Here is a 19,412-nt window from a genome sequence, read left to right as displayed (position 1 = left end):
AGCAACCGACCTTTACCCCCTTTTCGGGGCTCAGCCCCAACCCTCCCCCCGGAGGGGAGAGAGAGAGAGAGAGAGAGAGAGAGAGAGCAAGACGCCGCAACGTTACCGGCAAAAACCTCAAACCACCCCAGTGGCAACAACATCCCCCTCCACCTGCAACCTCTCCACCGGAAACCCCGCCTCCTCCCACGCATCCAGCCCACCCAGCAACGGCCGCACCCGCTTATATCCGTGCGACATCAGTGCCTTGGCCACCAGCGCTGCGGAAGCCTCATTCGGACACGTGCAATAAACCACCAGCTCCGCATCCACCGGCACCACATCAAGAATCCGGTCGATGCTGTTTACGTCTGCCAACAACGCCCCGGGGATGATGCGTGTATCGAGAAGCCGCACGCCCTCTGAACGCACATCGACAACCGTCGGCGGGGGACCATCGGTAATGAAGTTGTTGAGCTCATCCACGGTGATGCGCGCCATGCGCAAAGTGCGCATCAAGCGGTGACGCTGCCACCACTTCGCGAGCACATAGAGCGTCAGCAAACCGCCCAGCAGCATCAACGCAACGCTTCCTGCACTTGCTAGCGCATCAAGCACCGCGTCGATCTGGCTGGAGAATACGTAGCCCAGACTTACCGACACACCGACCCAAAGCATGGAGCCCAGGCCATCAAACAGGATGAACGGTGCCGGGCGCAGCCCCATCGCTCCCACTAGCGGCGGCGCCACGGTGGAAAGGCCGGGCACAAATTTGGCCAGCAGCAGCACACCACCTCGCCAACGCTGGAACTTCAGCTCGGACTGCCTGACGCACGAATCAGGGGAAAGCGAGATCCGGCACAAGGTCCGCATCACGCCGCCGCCGAAATAGCGGCCCGCCGCATACCAGGCGAAATCGGCCAGCAGACAGGCGAGCAAAGCAACGCCGAGGACGCCGGGAAGGGACAGCCTTTCCATCGCCGCCAAGGCGCCGGCGACGATCATGGTGGGCACCGCGGGAACGGGTGCGCCGGCCTGCTCTACCAGTACGTTGATGAAAACCAGCAACAAGCCGTACTGGGCAATCAGTTCAATGATGTGGTGTGCCATGGACGTCAACCTCGCCCGGCCGGCAAGCGACCGGCATGGAATATTGCGTCCGAATCATTGGGGCTGCACTGGGTAAACGCAATGCGCCGGCAGCCCCGGGCAAGTCAGATGCTCCGGGAGGCTTCCAGAATTCCACCAGCCTCCGCTTCCGCTCCTGCTATTCGCCGGGCCCCCAGCAGCACGAGGGGCAGCCAGATGAGGGTGAGCGCGGCGGCGCAAAGGAACACACCTTCGGTTCCCAGCCGGCCCAAAGCGATGCCGCCTACGGCACCACCCACGAAGGCACCCAGGAACTGGCTGGTGGAATACGCCCCCATGGCCGCACCCCGCAATGCTGCTGGCGCCAGCCGGGAAACCAGGCTGGGCAACGCCGCCTCCAGCAGGTTGAAGGCCGAAAAGAACACAGCCGCGGCGACGCCCAGAGCCGCCAGATGGTCGCCGGAGAACGCAAAACCCAGCAGGCCCAGCCCCGTTGCGACGACGCACACCGCCACGATACGCAGGCTCTGCGCCACCTCGCGCATGCGGTGCAGGCAGGCACCCATCACAAACGCGGCGATGACCATCACCGGCAGGTACAGCTCCCAGTGACGGCTCACCGGCAGGTGCAGGCGATCCGCCAGCAACAGGGGCAGACCCACGAAACTGGCCGTGAGCAACATGTGTAGAAAAAACACCGAGCCGTTCAGCACCAGCATGCGGCCATCGCCCAGCATGCTCAGTACGCTGCCGAATGCCGCCGAAGCAGGCGCCTTCTGTCGTTCTGGTGTTGGCACGATCAGCCACAACAGCACCAGCGCAGCCATGGCGAGAATCGAGGTGGCGGCAAACAAGCCGGAAAGCCCTTCCACAGCCTCCAGCGGGGGCCCGAGGATCAGCGCCAGCAGAAACGCCACACCAATCGACACGCCAATGATGCCCATGACCTTGCCGCGATTCTCTTCGCGCGTGAGGTCGGCGGCGAGCGCGGTCCCGGCACCAGCGACCGCCCCCATACCCTGTAGTGCGCGCCCGATCACAATACCCAACAAGCTGTGCGAAAGCGCCGCCACCAGGCCGCCTGCAGCGAACACCAGCAGCCCCAAGGTAATGGCCGGCTTGCGCCCGATGCGGTCGGACAACAGCCCCAGCGGAATCTGCAGCAACACCTGGCCCAAGCCGTAGACACCCAGCGCCAGCCCGATCAGCAGCGGTGTCGCGTCCGGCATCTGTTTCGCATACAGCGAAAACACCGGCATGATCAGGAACAGACCGAACAAGCGCAGGCTGATCACGCAGGCCAGGGTCAGCGCACTGCGCCGTTCAAGTGGGGAGAGTTTGCTCACCGGGGCTTCTTAAAAGGGTCGCATTAAAGCCGGATTATACGTTTCAGCTCAAAAAACCAACCGTGGTGCCCTGTCGCGGCGGTTTCTTACGGTCACAACTCTCTATAATCGTCGAATACGACGCCGCGACTGCCTCATGACCACGACTCAAGCCGCCACCCGCCGCACAGCCGATTTTGCCACCGTACGAGGCCTTGCCGCGGGGGACATGCAGCGCGTCGATTCGCTGATCCGTGCCCGCCTCTCTTCCAATGTGGTGCTGATCAACCAGATTGCGGACCACATCATCGCTGGTGGTGGCAAGCGCCTGCGGCCGATGCTGCACGTGCTGGCGGCCAACGCGGCCGGCTACCGTGGCGACCACCACATCCAGCTGGCGGCGGTCATCGAGTTCATCCACACCTCCACCTTGCTGCACGACGACGTGGTGGACGAGTCGGATCTGCGCCGCGGCCGCAAGACGGCGAATGCGCTTTGGGGCAATGCCGCCAGCGTGCTGGTGGGCGATTTCCTCTATTCCCGTTCGTTCCAGATGATGGTGGAGCTGGATGACATGCGCATCATGCGCATCCTGGCCGACACCACCAACACCATTGCCGAAGGCGAAGTGCTGCAGCTGCTCAACATCGGCAACGCCGACGTGAGCGAAGACGCCTACCTGGCCGTGATCGAACGCAAGACGGCGGTGCTGTTCGCCGCCGCTACCGAACTGGGTGGTTTGCTGGGCGGCCTGTCCGCCAACCAGATCGCCGCACTGCGCCACTACGGCATGCAGCTGGGTTATGCCTTCCAGATCGCCGACGATCTGCTCGATTACACCTCGGATGCAGGCACGCTGGGCAAGAACATCGGTGACGACCTGGCCGAGGGCAAACCGACGCTGCCGCTGATCTATGCGCTGCAACGTGCCGACGCCGAGCAGCGGCAGTCGCTGCGCCATGCCATTGAGCATGGCGGCCTGGATTCGCTCGATCGCATCATCGCCGCCATTCGCGATTCGGGAGCGCTGGAGCGCACCCATGAGCGCGCCGTGATGCATGCCAATGAAGCGCGTGATGCGTTGCAAGAGCTGCCGGATTCGCCGTGGCGCGATGCCCTGGCGACGCTGGCGGATTATTCGGTGCAGCGTAGCTTCTGACGCTTTCGCACGATCGGGTCGCGCACCAGTGCGCTCCTACAGGGGCGCATTTTTTTGTAGGAGCGCACTGGTGCGCGACCCGACCCACACGATCAAGGCGTGCCGCTGAACGCCGCGTGCAACCAATCGTGCATCATGCGATAGCTGCGCTGCGCGGCGCGCTCGTCATAGGCGCAACCTTCTTTGTGCTGATCCGTCTCGGTAAAGCAATGCACGGCATTGCCCAAGACCACGAATTGCCAATCGGCATGGCTGCCGCGCATTTCATCCATGAATTTCTCGGCATCCGGCATGGTGCCCCTGTCGTCCGCGCCGTTCATCACCAGCACGCGCGCCTTGATCTGCTTGGCCAGTGACGGATCGTCCGTCTGCAGCCCACCATGGAATGACACGATGGCCGCCACATCTGCGCCGCTGCGCGCGAGATCCAGCACGGCGGTACCACCAAAGCAGAAGCCGATGGCAGCCAGTTTTGCGGGATCAATGGGTGCCGTCTTGGCCTGAGCCTTCAGCTGATCGAGTGCCAGATTGATGCGCTTACGCATGAGCGAACGATCGGCATACAGCGATTTCGTTGCCACCTTCGCCTCATCATCGTTAGTCGGGCGCACCTTCTCGCCGTACATGTCGGTCACAAGGATCACGTAGTCCTTGCCGGCGATGCCTTCGGCTTTCTTCAAGGCGAGGTCGTTGACGCCGTACCAGTTTGGCACCATCACCAGACCAGGCCGCTTCGCGATCACGGCATCGTCGTAGACCAACACGCTGTGAAACGTCGTGCCGTCCAGCGTCCACTCCACCGGCTTGTGCACCATCTTCGCCTGCGCGGCGAAAGCGAATCCAGACAGCAACAGCAAACAGCAAAGTCGGGCGATACGCATGACGTGCACTCCTCGTTGCAGGGATGATCAGAGTCCGGCGGCGTGCTCCGCGAGCCTCCGCTTGATCGGCGACAGCTTATTGATGAGACGCACGCCGAGACCCCGCGCGGCGACCAGCGGCGGCGACTGCCAGGCGTAGATGCGCGCCAGCGCATCGAAACTCAGTGCATCCAATGTATCGGCGCTGCGCCGCCGCCGCGCATAGCGGCGCAGCACATGCGCGGCGGCGATATCGCTGCCAGCGTCGCGCGCTGCCACCAGCGTGCTGCGCAATTCGGCGACGTCGCGCAACCCCAGGTTTACGCCCTGCCCCGCTAAGGGATGCACGGTGTGGGCCGCATCACCCAGCAATACAAAGCGCTCGGCCTGATAGTTTTTTGCCAGCTGCAACCGCAATGGAAACGCTGCACGAGTGGTACTGCCGACGATGCGGCCCAGACGGAAGTCACTGGCGACGCCCAGTTCGTCGAGAAACGCCTGATCGTCCAGCGCCAACACGCGCTGCGCCTCGGCTTCCGGCAATGACCATACGATGGAGCTTCGGCCATCCGCCAAAGGCAGCAGCGCCAGCGGTCCGGTATCGAGGAAACGCTGCCACGCGGTGCCTCCGTGCGGCCGTTCCGTGCAAACGTGAGCCACGACGCCACGTTGCGCATAATCGCGCCCGTCAGTGTCGATGCCCGCCATGGATCGCAGTGGTGAGGCGGCGCCGTCGGCCGCTACCAGCAGGCGTGCGGACAGCACGTCCGTATCGGCGCCGGACAATGCAAGCTGCACACGATCTTCCAGCACCTCATAGCCACTGACCTGCGCCGGACATAGGCGGCGAACGCCAGCCTGCTCCAGCGCCTGCCACAGCGTCCATTGCACGAGATTGTTTTCGACGATGTAGCCAAGCAGATCGCGCCCGTCCGTCGCCGCATCGAAATGGATGGTTGCGCCCGTGACGGCATCCCATACATGCATATGCGCGTAGGGGCCGGCGCGCGAATCGCGAATGGATGCCCAGACACCCAGGTCATCCAGCAGGGCAATGGACGACGGAGCCAGGCCGACGACACGAAGGTCCACTTCGTCCTGAACGGACCACGGCGCCGGTGCGCGTGCCTCGACCAGCGCCGTGGCAAATCCCGCACGTGCCAGCGCCAGCGCGGTCGCTGCACCGACCATACCTCCGCCGACCACGGCCACATCCAGTGCCGGTCCGCGTCGGCGCGACGCATCGCTTCTCGTCGCTATCGTGTTCATGGCAAGCGCTCCAGTACCGCGCGCGGTGGGTCAGCCCGAAATCCCATGCCTCGTCGCGCGAGCAAGCGTTGCAGGGGCGGGACGCGATCAAACGCCAGCATTGCCAGCGAACGCAGTGGACCAAGCAGCGGCTGCTGCAAGCAGGCCAGCTGCACCAGCCCATGACTCATGGTCATGGTGCCTTCGCGATCGGCGGCGCGACGGGCGGCGTAGCTCGCCAGCAGATCGTCGGCACCCGGATCGTCGGCATGCGCCAGCAATTCGGCCAGCGTGAGGGCATCGCGCAAACCCAGGTTGAAACCCTGGGCGCCAATCGGATGCACGGTTTGCGCGGCATTGCCTACCAGCACGGCGCGTGTCGCCACAAGTTCGCGCGCCGCAACGCGCTGGATGGCATAGGGGTGTCGCTTGCCGGGTCGGCTCAAACGACCCAGGCGCCAACCGAAGCGTTCCTGTGCCAGCGCGATAAAGGCGTCGTCATCCAGCGCCGCAACGGCATCCGCCTCGTCACGGGGCACGGTGAGCACCAAACCGCAACGACGTGCGGCCAGTGGCAGCAATGCCACCGGGCCATAATCGGCGAAGCGCTCATAGGCACGATGCGCATGGTCGCGCTCCGGGGTCACCGTGCACACGAACAACGTCTGCTGATAGTCGTAACGCTCGGCCTCGATGCCGATGCGATCGCGTACGAACGAGTTGGTGCCATCAGCCCCGACCAGCAGCGGCGTGTCGATCTCGGTGATACCTTCGGCGGTGCTTATCCGGGCACGCCATCCTGAGGGCAACGGATCCAACGATTCCAGCCGCGCCGGAGCCAGCCGACGCAGGTGCGTGCATTCATCGAGCCGACGCAGCAGGGCTGCGCCAAGTTCGCGTGCGGGCAAGGTCCAGCCCAGCGCATCGACCTCTTGCTGCGCTGCATCCATGCGTACGCTGCCGAACTCCCCGGCGCGCGTGACATGGATGTGATGAATGGGCGTAGCCTGCTCCGCTGCATGACGCCAAACGCCGATGGCCGTCAGACCATTGACGGTGGCCCGCGCCAGCGCCAGGTTGCGCTCGTCATAACTGGGCTGCTCGCCCACGCGCGGGGCCGCGGCCTCGACCATGACGGCATCGATGCCCGCCGCATCCAGCGCAATAGCCAGGCTGGCGCCCACTAGGCCGCCGCCAACAATAAGGACTGGCTGCCGTCCGGCCGCCTGGGGATGAGGGGTAGTCATGGCGCGGAATGATAGCGCCGTAGGCTCTGCCCAATTGCGATAGACTTGCGGTCTGCACTCAAGCGCCACCTTTGGAGCAACTCATGGCTACCACGCAAACCCAGCGGCTTGGCATCTTCCTGGCACTTGCCCTGGTGATGGCCGTCACTCGTGTACACCTTTCGTTGTTCCATCATGATGTGTGGGACGCTTCGTGGGGCATTTTCTTCCTGGCCGGCTTCTGGCTGCGCGGCTCGGCACGTTGGGCTTTCCCACTGCTCATGGGCTTGGCTGTGTTGGTGGACTACGTCGTCATCAGCAACCAGGGCATCAACTTCTGGCAGCACTACTGCGTGTCGGCGGCCTACTGGTTCCTGGTGCCGTCGTACTTCAGCCTGTGGCTGGGCGGCAGCTGGCTGGCGCGTCACAAGCTCGGCCTGAATATGCGCAGCCTCGGCCTGACCGTGGCCGCCGTGCTGGTGAGCTGGGCCGCGTGCTATGTGATTTCCAATGGCAGCTTCTACTGGCTGAGCAACAGCGTGCCGCAGCCGCGCAGCATGGCGGCCTGGTTCGCCAACCTGGGTGACTGGTATCTGTTCTTCATGCAGACCACGGCGCTCTACGTCGGGCTCGGCCTGGTGCTGCACGCGCTGGTGCAGCAGCTGTCGCGCACGGTGAGCAACAACAGCCCGTCCAAACTGTCCCATTAAGTCACATGGGTAACCGCCTCTCGAAGATCTACACCCGCACGGGTGACGACGGCAGCACCGGACTGGGCGACGGTTCGCGCGTTGCCAAGGATTCGCTGCGCGTTTCTGCCTACGGCACGGTCGACGAACTCAACAGCACCATTGGCATGGTGCTGGCCGCAGATGGCGTGAGTGACGATGTACGCGAAACGCTGACCCAGGTGCAGCACGATCTGTTCGACCTGGGTGGCGAGCTGTGCATTCCGGGCATGGCGATGGTCGACGACGCTGACATCGAGCGGCTGGAACAGGTGCTCGACAGCTTCAACGATCCGTTGCCGCCGCTGAAGGATTTCATCCTGCCCGGTGGCGGCATGGCCGCCTCCTGCTGCCATCTCGCCCGCACGGTATGCCGCCGTGCCGAGCGTGAGGTGATTGCCCTGGCGCGCGTGGAAGCAGTGCGGCCTCAGGCGCAGCGCTACCTCAATCGCCTGTCCGACCTGCTGTTTGTGATCTCGCGTGTGCTGGCCCGCGCCAGCGGGCATGGCGAAGTGCTATGGCAGCACGAGCGCCGTCGCAAGCCTAAAGCCTGAGCACGGGCACCATGCTGCGGCTCTATACCCACGCCAGCTGCCTGCAGCATGACCCCGGCCCGTCACAGCCCGAATCTCCCGCCCGCCTGCGCGCCGTGTTACAGGCGCTGGATCACGATCGCTTCGCGGCGCTTGATCGCATCGAAGCGCCGCGTGCCACGCGCGAGCAATTGCTGCGTGTGCATACGGCGCGGCATGTGGACCATATCCTGAGCGTGCTCCCGGACTCGGGCACGATTCGCCTCGATGAAGACACCCTGATGTCGCCCGGCTCCGCCGAGGCCGCGTTGCGTGCCGCTGGCGCCACCGTGGCCGCCGTCGATGCCGTGTTCAGTGGGAGTGGGGGACGCGCGTTCTGCGCGGTTCGCCCGCCGGGACACCATGCCACGCCCGATCGCGCCATGGGCTTCTGCCTGTTCAACAACATCGCCGTGGCTGCGGCGCACGCGATGGCCGAACACGGCATCAGGCGCGTGGCGATCGCCGATTTCGATGTGCACCACGGCAATGGCACGCAGGACATCTTTGCCAGCGAGTCGCGCGTGTTGTTCCTCTCAAGCCATCAGATGCCGCTGTACCCGGACACGGGTCGCGAGGACGAGCGCGGCGTGGGCAACATCGTCAACGCGCCACTGTCGCCCGGCGCCGGTTCCTATGAGTTCCGTGAATTGTGGGAGGGTGCGCTGCTGCCGCGTATGGCCGCCTTCAAGCCACAACTGGTGCTGGTGTCGGCTGGCTTCGACGCACACCGCAACGACCCGCTGGCCGATCTGCGCCTGGGCAGCGAGGACTACGCCTGGATCACCCAGCGCCTGATCCAGGTCGCCGACGCCCATGCCGAGGGCAGACTCGTATCCAGCCTGGAAGGTGGCTACAACCTGCTGGCCCTGGCCACCAGCGTGGCCGCCCATGTCGGCGAGCTGCTGGAAGCCTGATCGTGCCGTGGGTCAGTCGGCCGACGGCATGAAGTCCAGCGCGACCGAGTTGATGCAGTAGCGCAGGCCGGTCGGCTTGGGGCCATCGGGAAAGACGTGGCCAAGATGCGAATCGCAACCGGCGCAGCGCACTTCCGTGCGGCGCATGCCGTGGGTTTCATCCTGGTGGAGGCTCACCACCGCACGGGTCAGTGGCTGGAAGTAACTGGGCCAACCCGAGCCCGAGTCGTACTTGGCTTCCGATGCAAACAGCGGCGCGCGACAGGCGGCGCAGACGTAAGTCCCTGCTGCCTTGTGCCGATACCACTTGCCGCTGAACGGCGGCTCGGTGGCCGAGCAGCGGCAAACGGCGTACTGCTCGGGCGTCAGCTCAGCACGCCATTCCGAATCGGTTTTGGCGCTTTTCTGCTCACTCATGTTGAATTCTCGTCGATGGGGGTGTCACCGAACTGCCGTATCTGGGGGCTTTCTGATAGTTTTACGAGACTCCCAGCCGACAGACTGCCATCGTGACGCCCAAGCTCCCTTCGCGCCACCTGCCCCCGCGCCGCCTGCTGGCGGTAGCCGCCGCTCTCGCCCTGTTTGGCGGCCCGGTCGAGGCCCAGTCGATGTCGAGCCAGGCTGAATTTGCTCCACCACCGTCCAACGCGCCGCCGCCGGCGGTGTCCAACTGTCCGCTGGGGGCGTTCCGCTGCGCGCGGCGCCCGGTCGACTACAGCATGTGCCGCCCCAACGCCATGCTGTCGTTCTACGACCCGACGCTGAGCAAGGACAGCTCGGTGCGCGACACGTCCAACACCTACGTCACCGCGCAGCGCGTGGACAGCTCCAACCAGTCGATCTACCACCTGGAGGGCGACGTCAAGATCGAGCGCGCCGATCAGCGCCTGCAGGCGGACGTGGCCGATTTCAACAACGACACCACCGACTACGATGCGCGCGGCAATGTGCGGTATCAGGAAGCCGCCCAACTGATCGCCTCTGATCACATGCGCGGCAACCAAAGTGCCAGCACCGCCACGGCGGACAACGTCGCCTATCAGATGTTGACCAACCGCGGTAACGGCATCGCCACGCGGGGTCAGTTGCTGGACGACCAGCGCAGCCGCTATCTGGGCGCCACCTACTCCACCTGCGACGTGGGCAACCACGTGTGGGAACTCCGTGCGAAAGACATCCGCATGGATAAGGAAACCGGTGAGGGTGTGGCGCACAACGCCACCATGTACCTGTACAACGTGCCGTTCTTCTGGCTGCCGACCTTTACGTTTCCGATCAGTGATGAGCGCAAGAGCGGCTTCCTGACTCCGTCGATCGGCAATTCCAGCCGTGGCGGCTTCATGCTGAGCGCGCCTTATTACCTCAACCTGGCGCCGAACTACGACGCTACCCTGGACCCGCGCATCTATACCGATCGCGGCGTGATGCTGGCGGGCGAGTTCCGCTATCTGATACCGGGCAGTCTCGGCCAGGTGAACTTCGAATACCTGCCACACGATCGCGGCGACACTGCGCCCGACAGTGTCGTCAACACGACGGACACCGACCGCTGGCTGCTGAAGTACAACGACCAGACGAAGATCTATGGACCGTGGGCGTTCTCCACCTCCATCAATCGCGCGTCGGACCGCAACTACCTGCGTGATTTTGGCAACGACCTGTTCACGTCGTCCGTCGGCACCTTGGCCTCCAACGCTTATGTCGGTGGCGGCGGCAAGTGGGACCAGGCGTACTGGAATGCCCAGTTCGGCGCGGACTACTACCAGAACCTCGATCCCTCGCTGCCCGACACGTCGCTGCAGTACAAGCGCTGGCCCCGCGCGGCGTTCAATGTGGACTGGCCGATCAACCGCTGGCTGGAGTTCGGCGCCAATACGGAAGCCGTGGCGTTCCGCAAGCAAGACGTGGTCGAAGGCAATCGACTGGATCTCTACCCCTACCTCGCTGCGGATTTCCGCGGTGCGGCGTGGTACGTCAAACCCAAGCTGGCCTACCGCTATACGACCTACGACCTGACCGGCCAGTACTACCAGTACGGATACTTTCCAGGCGTGTTGGCTCAGGGCACCGCCACGCCCTTCACCAGTCGCACGCCTAGCCGCTCCCTGCCGGTGGTGAGCCTGGACAGCGGCCTGATCTTTGATCGCACCACCTCGCTGTTCGGCACCAGCTTTACGCAGACGCTCGAACCGCGCCTGTATTACCTGTATGTGCCCTATCGCAATCAGGACAACATCCCGCTGTTCGACACCAACCTGATGTCGTTCGACTCGTGGCAGCTGTTCACGCCCAACATGTATTCGGGCGCAGACCGCCAGATGAACGCGAACAACCTCAGCGCCGCCATCACCACGCGCCTGCTGGATGACAACGGCGTGGAGCGTCTGTCGGCCAGCTTTGGGCAGATCCGCTATTTCACCCAGCAGCGCGTGCAGCTGCCCAATGGGGTGAATACCGTCACGCCGGCCACCAACTGGTCCGGCTCGGACTATGCCGTGGACTTCACCACCCAGCTCAATGACGACTGGCGCGTGATGTCTCAGTACCAGTGGAACCCCAACACCAGTCTCACCGACCTGGGCGCCATCACCGTCCAGAAGCGCATCAAGACCGACGGCATCATCAACTTCTCGTACCGGTACCGCCGCCAGCCCGGCAGCACCTCGCCGCTGCTGGAACAATACGACGCTTCCGTGGTCTACCCCGTTTCCGACCGCTGGCGCCTCATTGGCCACTGGACCTACTCGGTGCTCGACAAGAAGACCGTGGAGGCCCTGGCCGGCGTGGAGTACGACACCTGCTGCGTAGCGCTGCGCCTGGTCGGGCGGCACTACGTGAACACCTACAACGACACCACGCTGCAGGGCTCGGCCAATACGGCCGTGATGCTCGAGGTCCAGTTCAAGGGCATGGGCGGGTTCACCGGTCAGTCGGAAAACGCCCTGCGCAATGGTATTCTTGGTTATCAATAACTTCCCTGTCGCCCCTGGCGATTGAAGGCCCCGGACTGATGAAGCAGCCTCTCGCGTTGTTCCTCCTCGCGATCGCCACCGCGACCGCCCTGCCCGCCCACGCCCAGCTGTTGCCGCAGGCGGCAGGTGGTGGGGATCAGTCGCTTGACCGTATCGTGGCGGTGGTGGACGAGGGCGTGATCCTGCAGAGCGAGCTGAATGAGGCCGTGCGTTCGGTCCAACAGCAGTACGCCAGCAACCCCGGCCAGCTGCCCCCGATGGACGTGCTGCGTCGCCAGGTGCTCGACCGCCTGATTCTGATGAAGCTGCAGGTGCAGCGCGCCGATGACCAGGGCATTCGCGTGTCCGACGCTGACATCGATCAGGCCGTCAGCATGGTGGCGCAGCAGAACCACATGTCGCCGGAGCAGCTCCGCGCGGCCGTGGAATCGGAAGGCAACAGTTTTGCCGCGTTCCGCCGCCAGCTGGGCGACCAGCTGCTGGTCCAGCGCCTGCACGACAATGTCGTGCATGACCAGGTGAGCATCACCGACAGCGAAATCAACAATATGCTGGCCAGCCCGTCCTACAAGGCCGGCGAGGTGCATCTGGCGCACATCCAGATCAGCCTGCCGGCTGGCGCCACCGCTGCCGACATCAGGGCGGCTCAGGAAAAGGCTGAGCAGGCCACTAATGCCATCAAGGGTGGCATGGATTTCCACGCCGCAGCGATCCGCTACTCCGACGCCCAGGACGCGCTGGAAGGTGGTGACCTGGGCTGGCGCCGCATGGATGAGATTCCGCCCGCGTTTGCGGATGCCGTTTCCAACATGAAGGCGGGTGATGTCACCCCGGCCCTGCGCGGCCCCACCGGCTTCCACATCATTCAGCTGATCGGGCAGCGCCAACCCAACCGCCAGATGGTGCAGGAGTTCCACGCGCGCCAGATCCTGATCAAGCCCAGCGAACTGGTGACGCCGGAGCAGGCCCACCAGAAGGCGGAGGATCTGTACAACCGTATCGTCAACAAGCACGAGGACTTCGCCAAGCTGGCGAAGGAGTACTCGAAGGACGACACCACCGCCAACAACGGTGGCGACATGGGCTGGTTCATGCAGAACGAATGGGGTTCAAGCGTCGCCAATCACATGAATGAGCTGAAGGACGACCAGGTGTCTCAGCCATTTCAGAGCGAGGCAGGCTGGCACATCATGCAGCGCCTGGGCACCCGCCAGAGCGACCGCACCGATGAGATGGAGCGCAACCAGGCCCGTCAGGCCATCGGCAACCGCAAGGCGGAACAGGTGTACGACGACTATCTGCGCGAGATGCGTTCCAACGCCTTTGTGAACATCCTGGTGCCCGAGCTGCGCGATCCTAACCAGCCGCAGACTAAGAAGTCCTCTTGAGGCCGCGTTGAACACGCAGACCCTGCCCCGGCTGGCCATCACCGCAGGTGAGCCAGCGGGGATCGGACCGGAGTTATTGATTCGATTGGCCGCCACTCCGCTGGCGGCCAATTTCGTTGCAGTGACCGATCGCGATCTGTTGCGCCGCGCCGCCGAGCGATGCGGGCAGGCCATCGAGCTGATCGAGGATGACGGGACCGACATCAGCGAGCGCCGCCCCGGCCAGCTTCGCTTCCGCCACGTATCGCTGGGTGCCGCGGAAGTGCCAGGCCAGCCCGATCCACGTAACGCGCAACACGTGTTGGCAACGCTGGCGGAAGCCGCCGACGGCTGCATGGCCGGACGCTACGCCGCGGTGGTCACGGCCCCGTTGCAGAAATCGTCGATCAACGACGCCGGCTTCTCCTTCAGCGGCCACACCGAGTTTTTCGCCGAACGAGCGAAGGCCAACGTGGTGATGATGCTTGCCAGCCCGGAGCTTCGTGTAGCCCTGGCAACGACGCACCTGCCGCTGGCAGCCGTTCCCGCGGCGATCACGCGCTCGACGCTCGACCGGGTGCTGCGCATCGTGCATGGCGAACTACGCCACAAGTTCGGCTTCAGCGGGCCGCGCATCGCCGTACTCGGCCTCAACCCGCACGCGGGCGAAGGCGGACATCTCGGACGCGAAGAACTCGACACGATCATCCCGCTGCTCGACACGCTGCGTAACGAAGGCATGTCACTGTTGGGCCCGCTGCCCGCCGATACCGCCTTCGTGCCCGCCATGCGTGAACGCTACGACGCCGTGCTGGCGATGTATCACGATCAGGCCTTGCCGGTGCTCAAGAGCGAAGCATTCGACCGCACCGTCAATCTCACCCTGGGCCTCCCCTTCATCCGTACGTCAGTCGACCATGGCACGGCATTGGATCTCGCCGGCACCGGCCGAGGCGATCCATCCAGCTTGATCGCCGCCGCCAACATGGCGTTGGCGTTGGCCCGACAACGAGAAGCCAAGAGCAAGTAACCCCTTCTCTCACTTCTCACTCCTCTCCCCTATCTCCTGCCCTATGACCGCCCGCCCCAAGAAAAGCTTCGGCCAGCACTTCCTGCACGAAAAGCGCTACATCGAGCGCATCGTCAGCGCCATTTCGCCTCGCGCGGACGACTTCGTCGTGGAGATCGGCCCCGGCGAAGGTGCGCTCACCCTGCCGCTGCTCGCCGCCGCCGGCAAACTCACTGCGATCGAACTGGATACGGACTTGATCCCCGACCTGCAGGCCCGCGCTGCCAGTGTCGGCGAGCTCAGCATCATCCATTCGGACGTACTCAAGGTGGACTTCACCGCACTGGCACATCGCCATGGCGTGGAGCGTCTGCGCATTGCCGGCAATCTGCCCTACTACATTTCCAGCCCGATCCTGTTTCATTGCGTAGAGCACGCACGCGCGATCCAGGACATGGTCTTCATGCTGCAGAAAGAAGTGGTCGACCGCATGGCGGCCGAACCCGGCAGCAAGGTCTACGGAAGGCTTTCGGTGATGCTGCAGCTCGCATGCCGGGTGGAGCCGTTGTTTGTCGTGCCGCCGGGCGCTTTCCGGCCACCGCCGAAAGTGGATTCGGCCGTGGTAAGGCTGATCCCGCTCGGCCCCGACCAACTCCCCGACGCCGACCCTGAACGCATTTACACGATCGTGAAGGCCGCTTTCGCGCAGCGTCGAAAAACACTCAGCAACGCGCTTAAGAACGTCATGACCACCGAGGCCATTCTCGCCGCGGACGTGGACCCCAAGGCGCGCGCAGAGACGCTTTCACCCGAAGACTACGTGCGTTTGGCCCGCGTCATCATCGAGTGAATGGGCTCCGTCGTCTTCACGGTCGCTCACTATGAACTGGCCGCTCTCAGGTCGAATGAATCCGCACGTTCGCTGCCCATTGCATAGCTACAACCCGTACAATCGGAGCATGAACGAAAGATCTTCCTACACGATCGACGTGCAGGTCGAACCCCGCTTTGTCCCCGACCAATCCCGTCCCGGCGACAACCGCTACGTATTCGCCTACACGATCACCCTGCATAACGCCGGCGATGTACCGGCGCGCCTGTTGACGCGCCACTGGGTCATCACGGATGCGAACGGCAAGGTGGAGGAAGTCACCGGCGAAGGCGTGGTGGGCGAGCAACCGTGGATCCGCCCCGGCGACCAGTACGAATACACCTCGGGTGCCGTGCTGGAGACGTCGGTGGGGATCATGCAGGGCAGCTACCAGATGCTGGCCGACGACGGCACGCGCTTTGAAGCGCCGATTCCGCCGTTCACCCTGTCCATTCCCCGCACGCTGCACTGATGGCTACGTACGCAATCGGTGATGTGCAGGGCTGCCATCCCGAACTCCAACGCCTTCTCGACAAACTCCGCTTCGATCCCTCCCAGGATCGCCTGTGGTTCTGTGGCGATCTGGTGAATCGCGGTGGCAAGTCGCTGGATACGTTGCGGCTCATCCACAGCCTGCGCGAGCAATCCATCGTGACGCTGGGCAATCACGACCTCAGCCTGCTGGCCATTGCTCAACGACGCCCCGAGGCACAATCCAAGGTCAATCCCGAGCTGCGCGAAGTGTTGTTTGCCGACGACGCACCGGTGCTGATGGAGTGGCTGCGCTCGCAGAAGCTGCTGCACCACGACGAACAGCTCAACTGGACCATGGTCCACGCCGGACTCGCCCCGTCGTGGACACTGCGGCAGGCGCAGCGCTCGGCGCAGGAGATCGAACGTGAGCTGGGCAGCCCGCGTCACCCGCGACTGCTGAAGAACCTGTTCGGCAACCGTCCCGCCGCGTGGAACAGCCGCCTGCAAGGCATCGAGCGCATGCGCGCCTCGATCAACACGCTGACCCGCATGCGCTATTGCGACATCCAGGGGCGCATCGATTTCGAGAGCAAGGGTATACCGGGCACGCAAAAGCCAGGCATGTATCCATGGTTTGAAGTGCCGGGCATGCGTCGACGCGAAACGCGCATTGTCTGCGGCCACTGGTCGGCACTGGGGCGCCTCGCTGGCATGGGCGTGTACTCGATCGACACCGGCTGCGTCTGGGGTGGCCAGCTCACCGCACTGCGCCTGGATACGGAAGAGCCTCAGTACATTGCCGTGGATGCCGAACCGTATCGCAAGCGGCCACCGGGTGGCGGCGACTGAAAGCCGCCAGCCGTCGTCGGGACACGCGCAACGCGTGGCGACGACGGCGCATCCTCTTCGCAGCGCTGGCTTTCGCCACGAACACGTCCCGGGCAGATACCGCTGACGCGCTTGAACAGGCGACGGAACGCTGCTTCGCTGCTGTAACCCAGCTGTTGCGCAATGCCGGCGACCGACTGCTGGCGATCACGCAACAACTGCCCAGCCAGGCTCACGCGCCACTGCGTGACGTACTGAATCGGCGGCATCTTCATCAATTGCGTGAAGCGCTCAGCGAACGCGGAGCGCGACATGCAGGCAAGCGTCGCCATCGACTGCATGGTCCACGCCTGTCCCGGGTGGTCGTACACCGCCTGCAGCACTCGCGCGATGCGCGGGTCAGCCAACGAAGCGAACAACCCCTGCCGCTCACCGGCATCGTTGGCGTAATGGCAAATAGCCAAAGTGAACAGTGCGTCCGCCAGCTTGTTGAGCAGCACCTGACGACCAGCGCAGCCGCTATGAACCAGCTTCACCATGAGGTCTGCCAGTTCCTGAAACGGATGACCGGCCTGCGCGGCGCGCACGACCACGCAACTTGGCAAGGCAAGGTTGAGCGGATGCTGCGACGTGCCGGTAAAGCGAAACTCGCCGCAGATCAGGCTGGTCTGATCCGTCGATGCTGGATCAAGGTCGCTCAAGCGGTGCGGGTGGCCATGTGGAAAAATCACCAGGTCACCCGCCTCCAGCATCAGCGCCTGTGACAGCGCGGGGCTCTCCACCTGGCATCGCCCGACGCCGACCAGGTGAAACAAGCCGCAGTGATAGCGCGGCTCATCGAGGAACCACGAGCCACAGCGATGCAGTTCGGCGATCACCTCCACCTGAAGCATCGAACGGTTGAGCAGCGACTGCAGCGCCGGCGCAACCAGGGTGGAGGACGACCCGGCGGGCTGGGAGGGGTTGCGCTCAATGACCATGGCGTCCTTCCGGTAGTTGGCTCTACACCAGACTTCGCCGGAACGCTGCCCAAGGTTACATGGTGACTTCGGGAGCCACCTCGAAGCGCCCGATCAGCCCCTCGCCGAGCCAACGCATCAGGTGCTGGACCATGCGTTGAGGTGCCTCGTCCGCGGGATGTTGCGCCGCCAGCTGCTCACACAACTGGCTGAACGACTCGCCGCGGGTCATACCGCGCAATACAGCCGCCTCATCGGGCTCCACCAGTCGGTACCGCACGTCCAGCGAAGGCCGCCACACCACCATTTGTCGAGCGTGGCGCAGCTTGCGCAGGCGTGGGCGCTCAGCGCCCTGGTCGGCTGCCCGCCGGAAGGCAAGTGCGTTGCAGGTCAACGTAAGCCAGCCCAGGTGCTGGAGAGGATACAGATGCAGCCCAGCCCAGGCCTCGGGAGGCACGTTGGACAAGTCGGCCATGGTGACACTCGTTTCGTCCTTGGCATCAAAGCCTGTGGAAATGGCCCAGTCCAGCGCTGCCATCTCGGCCCATGCCGGTTGTTTACACCAAGCCTCGCTTTGCTTGAGAAACGCGGCAAGGTCCGCACCATGCCAGCGAATGTTGTAGTGCGTGGAAGGATGTGCGGCAACGTAATCGTCGAGCATCGGCGTGAAGCGTCGCCCCATCATTAAAGCCAGGCCTGGGAATTCCGTGGCCAACGCTTCGCGCAGGCGCAGGCGGTAACCGCGGTGATAGATCGACCAACGGCTCTTGGCATCGGCCAGCGCGTCGCTCTGAAGGGGCGCAAGCATTGACGGCCTCGCCGACAACATGGCCTGGGCAAGCTGAGTTTGCAGCGTGCGTAGATCGCTCATGCCGCCTCCTGCAACAGCGGCGCCGCAAGGCGTTGTGCATGCGCCAACTCTTCATGCAATTCCGCAAGCGGAGGGATGTGATCGTCGCGCTCGATCATGGTGGACACTTTGCCGTAACGACGCACGGCATCCACGTAAAGCGCCCACACCGGATCGATCACCGGTGCATCGTGGGTATCGATCAACAGTGCACCGCCCTGCTCATGTCCCGCCAGATGGAACTGCTGCACGCGTGACGCCGGGATGCCTTCCAGATAATCGATGGGCGAGAACCCGTGATTATGAGCACTGACGTGAATGTTGTTGATGTCGAGCAGAATCAGGCAATCCGCCCGCTCTGCCACGGCTGCCAGGAACTGCCACTCGGTCAGCTGCGACTGCGCAAAGCTGATGTAGCTGGATACGTTCTCCAGCAGAATGCGTCGCCCCAGAAAATCCTGCACACGCCGCACGCGATCAACGACATGCGCAAGCGCCTCTTCGGTGTACGGCAAGGGCATCAGGTCATGCAGTTGGACGCCATCGACGCCAGTCCAGCACAGATGATCGGACACCCACGCCGGCTCAATGCGCCGGGCCAGCGCAGCAAGCGACTTCAGGTAATCGAAGTCGAGCGGATCGGTGCCGCCAATCGACATAGAGACGCCGTGCATCACCAGCGGGAAACGTTCGCGAAAACGCTCCAGCCACTGCAGCGGTCGTCCGCCCTGCACCAGGTAGTTCTCCGAAACGACCTCCAGCCACTCGACGTTGCAGGGCTCATCGATCAGCGTTTCGTAATGATCAACACGCAACCCCAGCCCGAAACCGAGATAGGGCAACTTGCTTTGAACGGTTGGCTTGGTCATGGCATGTCGGCCTTTGCGGGGCGCGCCGCATGACAGGCTGTTCCTGGCTCGGAACGATATACACCTCGATCGGTGGCGTCTGATTGAGGCGCATAACCCGATAGTCGTTG

The 19,412-nt window shown here is 63.7% G+C and carries 19 protein-coding genes; 10 read left to right on the top strand and 9 right to left on the bottom strand.

All coding sequences use genetic code 11. The annotated features are described in order from the left end of the window. Positions 1–117: 117 nt before the first annotated feature. Together AC0GUR_RS21405 and AC0GUR_RS21400 are read right to left on the bottom strand one after the other, a co-directional pair. On the bottom strand, positions 118–1,089 hold the full coding sequence (locus AC0GUR_RS21405; protein WP_472879548.1) for a VTT domain-containing protein: 972 nt from the start codon (positions 1,087–1,089) through the stop codon (positions 118–120). A gap of 104 nt (positions 1,090–1,193) precedes the next feature. Beyond that, positions 1,194–2,414, bottom strand: coding sequence for an MFS transporter (locus tag AC0GUR_RS21400; protein ID WP_472879547.1), 1,221 nt, complete (start codon positions 2,412–2,414; stop codon positions 1,194–1,196). A gap of 136 nt (positions 2,415–2,550) precedes the next feature. On the opposite strand from AC0GUR_RS21400, the gene AC0GUR_RS21395 reads away from it, so the two are divergent. Continuing rightward, on the top strand, positions 2,551–3,552 hold the full coding sequence (locus AC0GUR_RS21395; protein ID WP_472879546.1) for a polyprenyl synthetase family protein: 1,002 nt from the start codon (positions 2,551–2,553) through the stop codon (positions 3,550–3,552). 92 nt (positions 3,553–3,644) lie between these two features. Here the strand turns inward: AC0GUR_RS21395 and AC0GUR_RS21390 are convergent, their stop codons facing one another. From AC0GUR_RS21390 to ubiH, 3 genes are read right to left on the bottom strand one after another with little or no spacing between them, the layout of a single operon-like run. Then, entirely contained in the window at positions 3,645–4,433 is a 789-nt protein-coding gene (locus AC0GUR_RS21390) for a dienelactone hydrolase family protein (protein WP_472879545.1), read from the bottom strand. A 27-nt stretch (positions 4,434–4,460) separates the two neighbouring features. Continuing rightward, positions 4,461–5,681, bottom strand: coding sequence for a UbiH/UbiF/VisC/COQ6 family ubiquinone biosynthesis hydroxylase (locus tag AC0GUR_RS21385; protein ID WP_472879544.1), 1,221 nt, complete (start codon positions 5,679–5,681; stop codon positions 4,461–4,463). Continuing rightward, positions 5,678–6,907 (bottom strand): 2-octaprenyl-6-methoxyphenyl hydroxylase, encoded by a 1,230-nt coding sequence (ubiH, locus tag AC0GUR_RS21380; RefSeq protein WP_472879543.1) that lies wholly within the window; start codon positions 6,905–6,907, stop codon positions 5,678–5,680. Before ubiH ends, AC0GUR_RS21385 begins: the two co-directional genes overlap by 4 nt. Positions 6,908–6,990: 83 nt before the next feature. On the opposite strand from ubiH, the gene AC0GUR_RS21375 reads away from it, so the two are divergent. The 3 genes from AC0GUR_RS21375 to AC0GUR_RS21365 are packed head-to-tail and all read left to right on the top strand — an operon-like array spanning position 6,991 to position 9,103. Further along, positions 6,991–7,596 carry a hypothetical protein gene (locus AC0GUR_RS21375; protein WP_472879542.1) on the top strand — a complete coding sequence of 202 codons (606 nt, stop codon included), beginning with the start codon at positions 6,991–6,993 and terminating at the stop codon, positions 7,594–7,596. Positions 7,597–7,601: 5 nt separating this feature from the next. Then, entirely contained in the window at positions 7,602–8,168 is a 567-nt protein-coding gene (locus AC0GUR_RS21370; RefSeq protein WP_472879541.1) for a cob(I)yrinic acid a,c-diamide adenosyltransferase, read from the top strand. Positions 8,169–8,179: 11 nt separating this feature from the next. Beyond that, on the top strand, positions 8,180–9,103 hold the full coding sequence (locus tag AC0GUR_RS21365) for a histone deacetylase family protein (protein ID WP_472879540.1): 924 nt from the start codon (positions 8,180–8,182) through the stop codon (positions 9,101–9,103). Between the two features lie 12 nt (positions 9,104–9,115). Here AC0GUR_RS21365 and msrB read toward each other — a convergent pair whose 3' ends face one another. Further along, positions 9,116–9,520, bottom strand: coding sequence for a peptide-methionine (R)-S-oxide reductase MsrB (msrB, locus tag AC0GUR_RS21360; protein ID WP_472879539.1), 405 nt, complete (start codon positions 9,518–9,520; stop codon positions 9,116–9,118). 92 nt (positions 9,521–9,612) lie between these two features. On the opposite strand from msrB, the gene AC0GUR_RS21355 reads away from it, so the two are divergent. The 6 genes from AC0GUR_RS21355 (at position 9,613) to AC0GUR_RS21330 (ending at position 16,645) form a co-directional block, all read left to right on the top strand. Beyond that, positions 9,613–12,075, top strand: coding sequence for an LPS-assembly protein LptD (locus AC0GUR_RS21355; RefSeq protein ID WP_472879538.1), 2,463 nt, complete (start codon positions 9,613–9,615; stop codon positions 12,073–12,075). A 38-nt stretch (positions 12,076–12,113) separates the two neighbouring features. Then, positions 12,114–13,463, top strand: coding sequence for a peptidylprolyl isomerase (locus AC0GUR_RS21350; RefSeq protein ID WP_472879537.1), 1,350 nt, complete (start codon positions 12,114–12,116; stop codon positions 13,461–13,463). Between the two features lie 7 nt (positions 13,464–13,470). After that, positions 13,471–14,472, top strand: a complete 1,002-nt coding sequence (gene pdxA, locus AC0GUR_RS21345) for a 4-hydroxythreonine-4-phosphate dehydrogenase PdxA (protein WP_472879536.1) — start codon at positions 13,471–13,473, stop codon at positions 14,470–14,472. 43 nt (positions 14,473–14,515) lie between these two features. Further along, entirely contained in the window at positions 14,516–15,301 is a 786-nt protein-coding gene (gene rsmA, locus AC0GUR_RS21340) for a 16S rRNA (adenine(1518)-N(6)/adenine(1519)-N(6))-dimethyltransferase RsmA (RefSeq protein WP_472879535.1), read from the top strand. Positions 15,302–15,410: 109 nt separating this feature from the next. Continuing rightward, the gene (gene apaG / locus AC0GUR_RS21335) at positions 15,411–15,794 is read left to right on the top strand and encodes a Co2+/Mg2+ efflux protein ApaG (protein ID WP_472879534.1); all 384 of its coding nucleotides are present in this window, start codon (positions 15,411–15,413) and stop codon (positions 15,792–15,794) included. After that, positions 15,794–16,645 (top strand): symmetrical bis(5'-nucleosyl)-tetraphosphatase, encoded by an 852-nt coding sequence (locus tag AC0GUR_RS21330; RefSeq protein WP_472879533.1) that lies wholly within the window; start codon positions 15,794–15,796, stop codon positions 16,643–16,645. The genes apaG and AC0GUR_RS21330 overlap by 1 nt, the downstream gene beginning before the upstream one ends. Here the strand turns inward: AC0GUR_RS21330 and AC0GUR_RS21325 are convergent. Genes AC0GUR_RS21325 through bufB form a run of 3 tightly spaced genes read right to left on the bottom strand, consistent with a single transcriptional unit; the run spans position 16,585 to position 19,302 of the window. Continuing rightward, entirely contained in the window at positions 16,585–17,604 is a 1,020-nt protein-coding gene (locus AC0GUR_RS21325) for an AraC family transcriptional regulator (RefSeq protein ID WP_472879532.1), read from the bottom strand. The two genes, AC0GUR_RS21330 and AC0GUR_RS21325, sit on opposite strands and share 61 nt — an antisense overlap. A 55-nt stretch (positions 17,605–17,659) precedes the next feature. Next, on the bottom strand, positions 17,660–18,454 hold the full coding sequence (locus tag AC0GUR_RS21320) for an HvfC/BufC family peptide modification chaperone (RefSeq protein ID WP_472879531.1): 795 nt from the start codon (positions 18,452–18,454) through the stop codon (positions 17,660–17,662). After that, on the bottom strand, positions 18,451–19,302 hold the full coding sequence (bufB, locus tag AC0GUR_RS21315) for an MNIO family bufferin maturase (RefSeq protein ID WP_472879530.1): 852 nt from the start codon (positions 19,300–19,302) through the stop codon (positions 18,451–18,453). The genes AC0GUR_RS21320 and bufB overlap by 4 nt, the downstream gene beginning before the upstream one ends. Positions 19,303–19,412 lie beyond the last annotated feature (110 nt).

The sequence above is a fragment of the Dyella sp. PARNA 12/25 genome, from assembly GCF_055702865.1.
The sequence above is the reverse complement of the archived record's forward strand: the minus strand, read 5'-3'. Positions and strand labels throughout refer to the sequence as shown.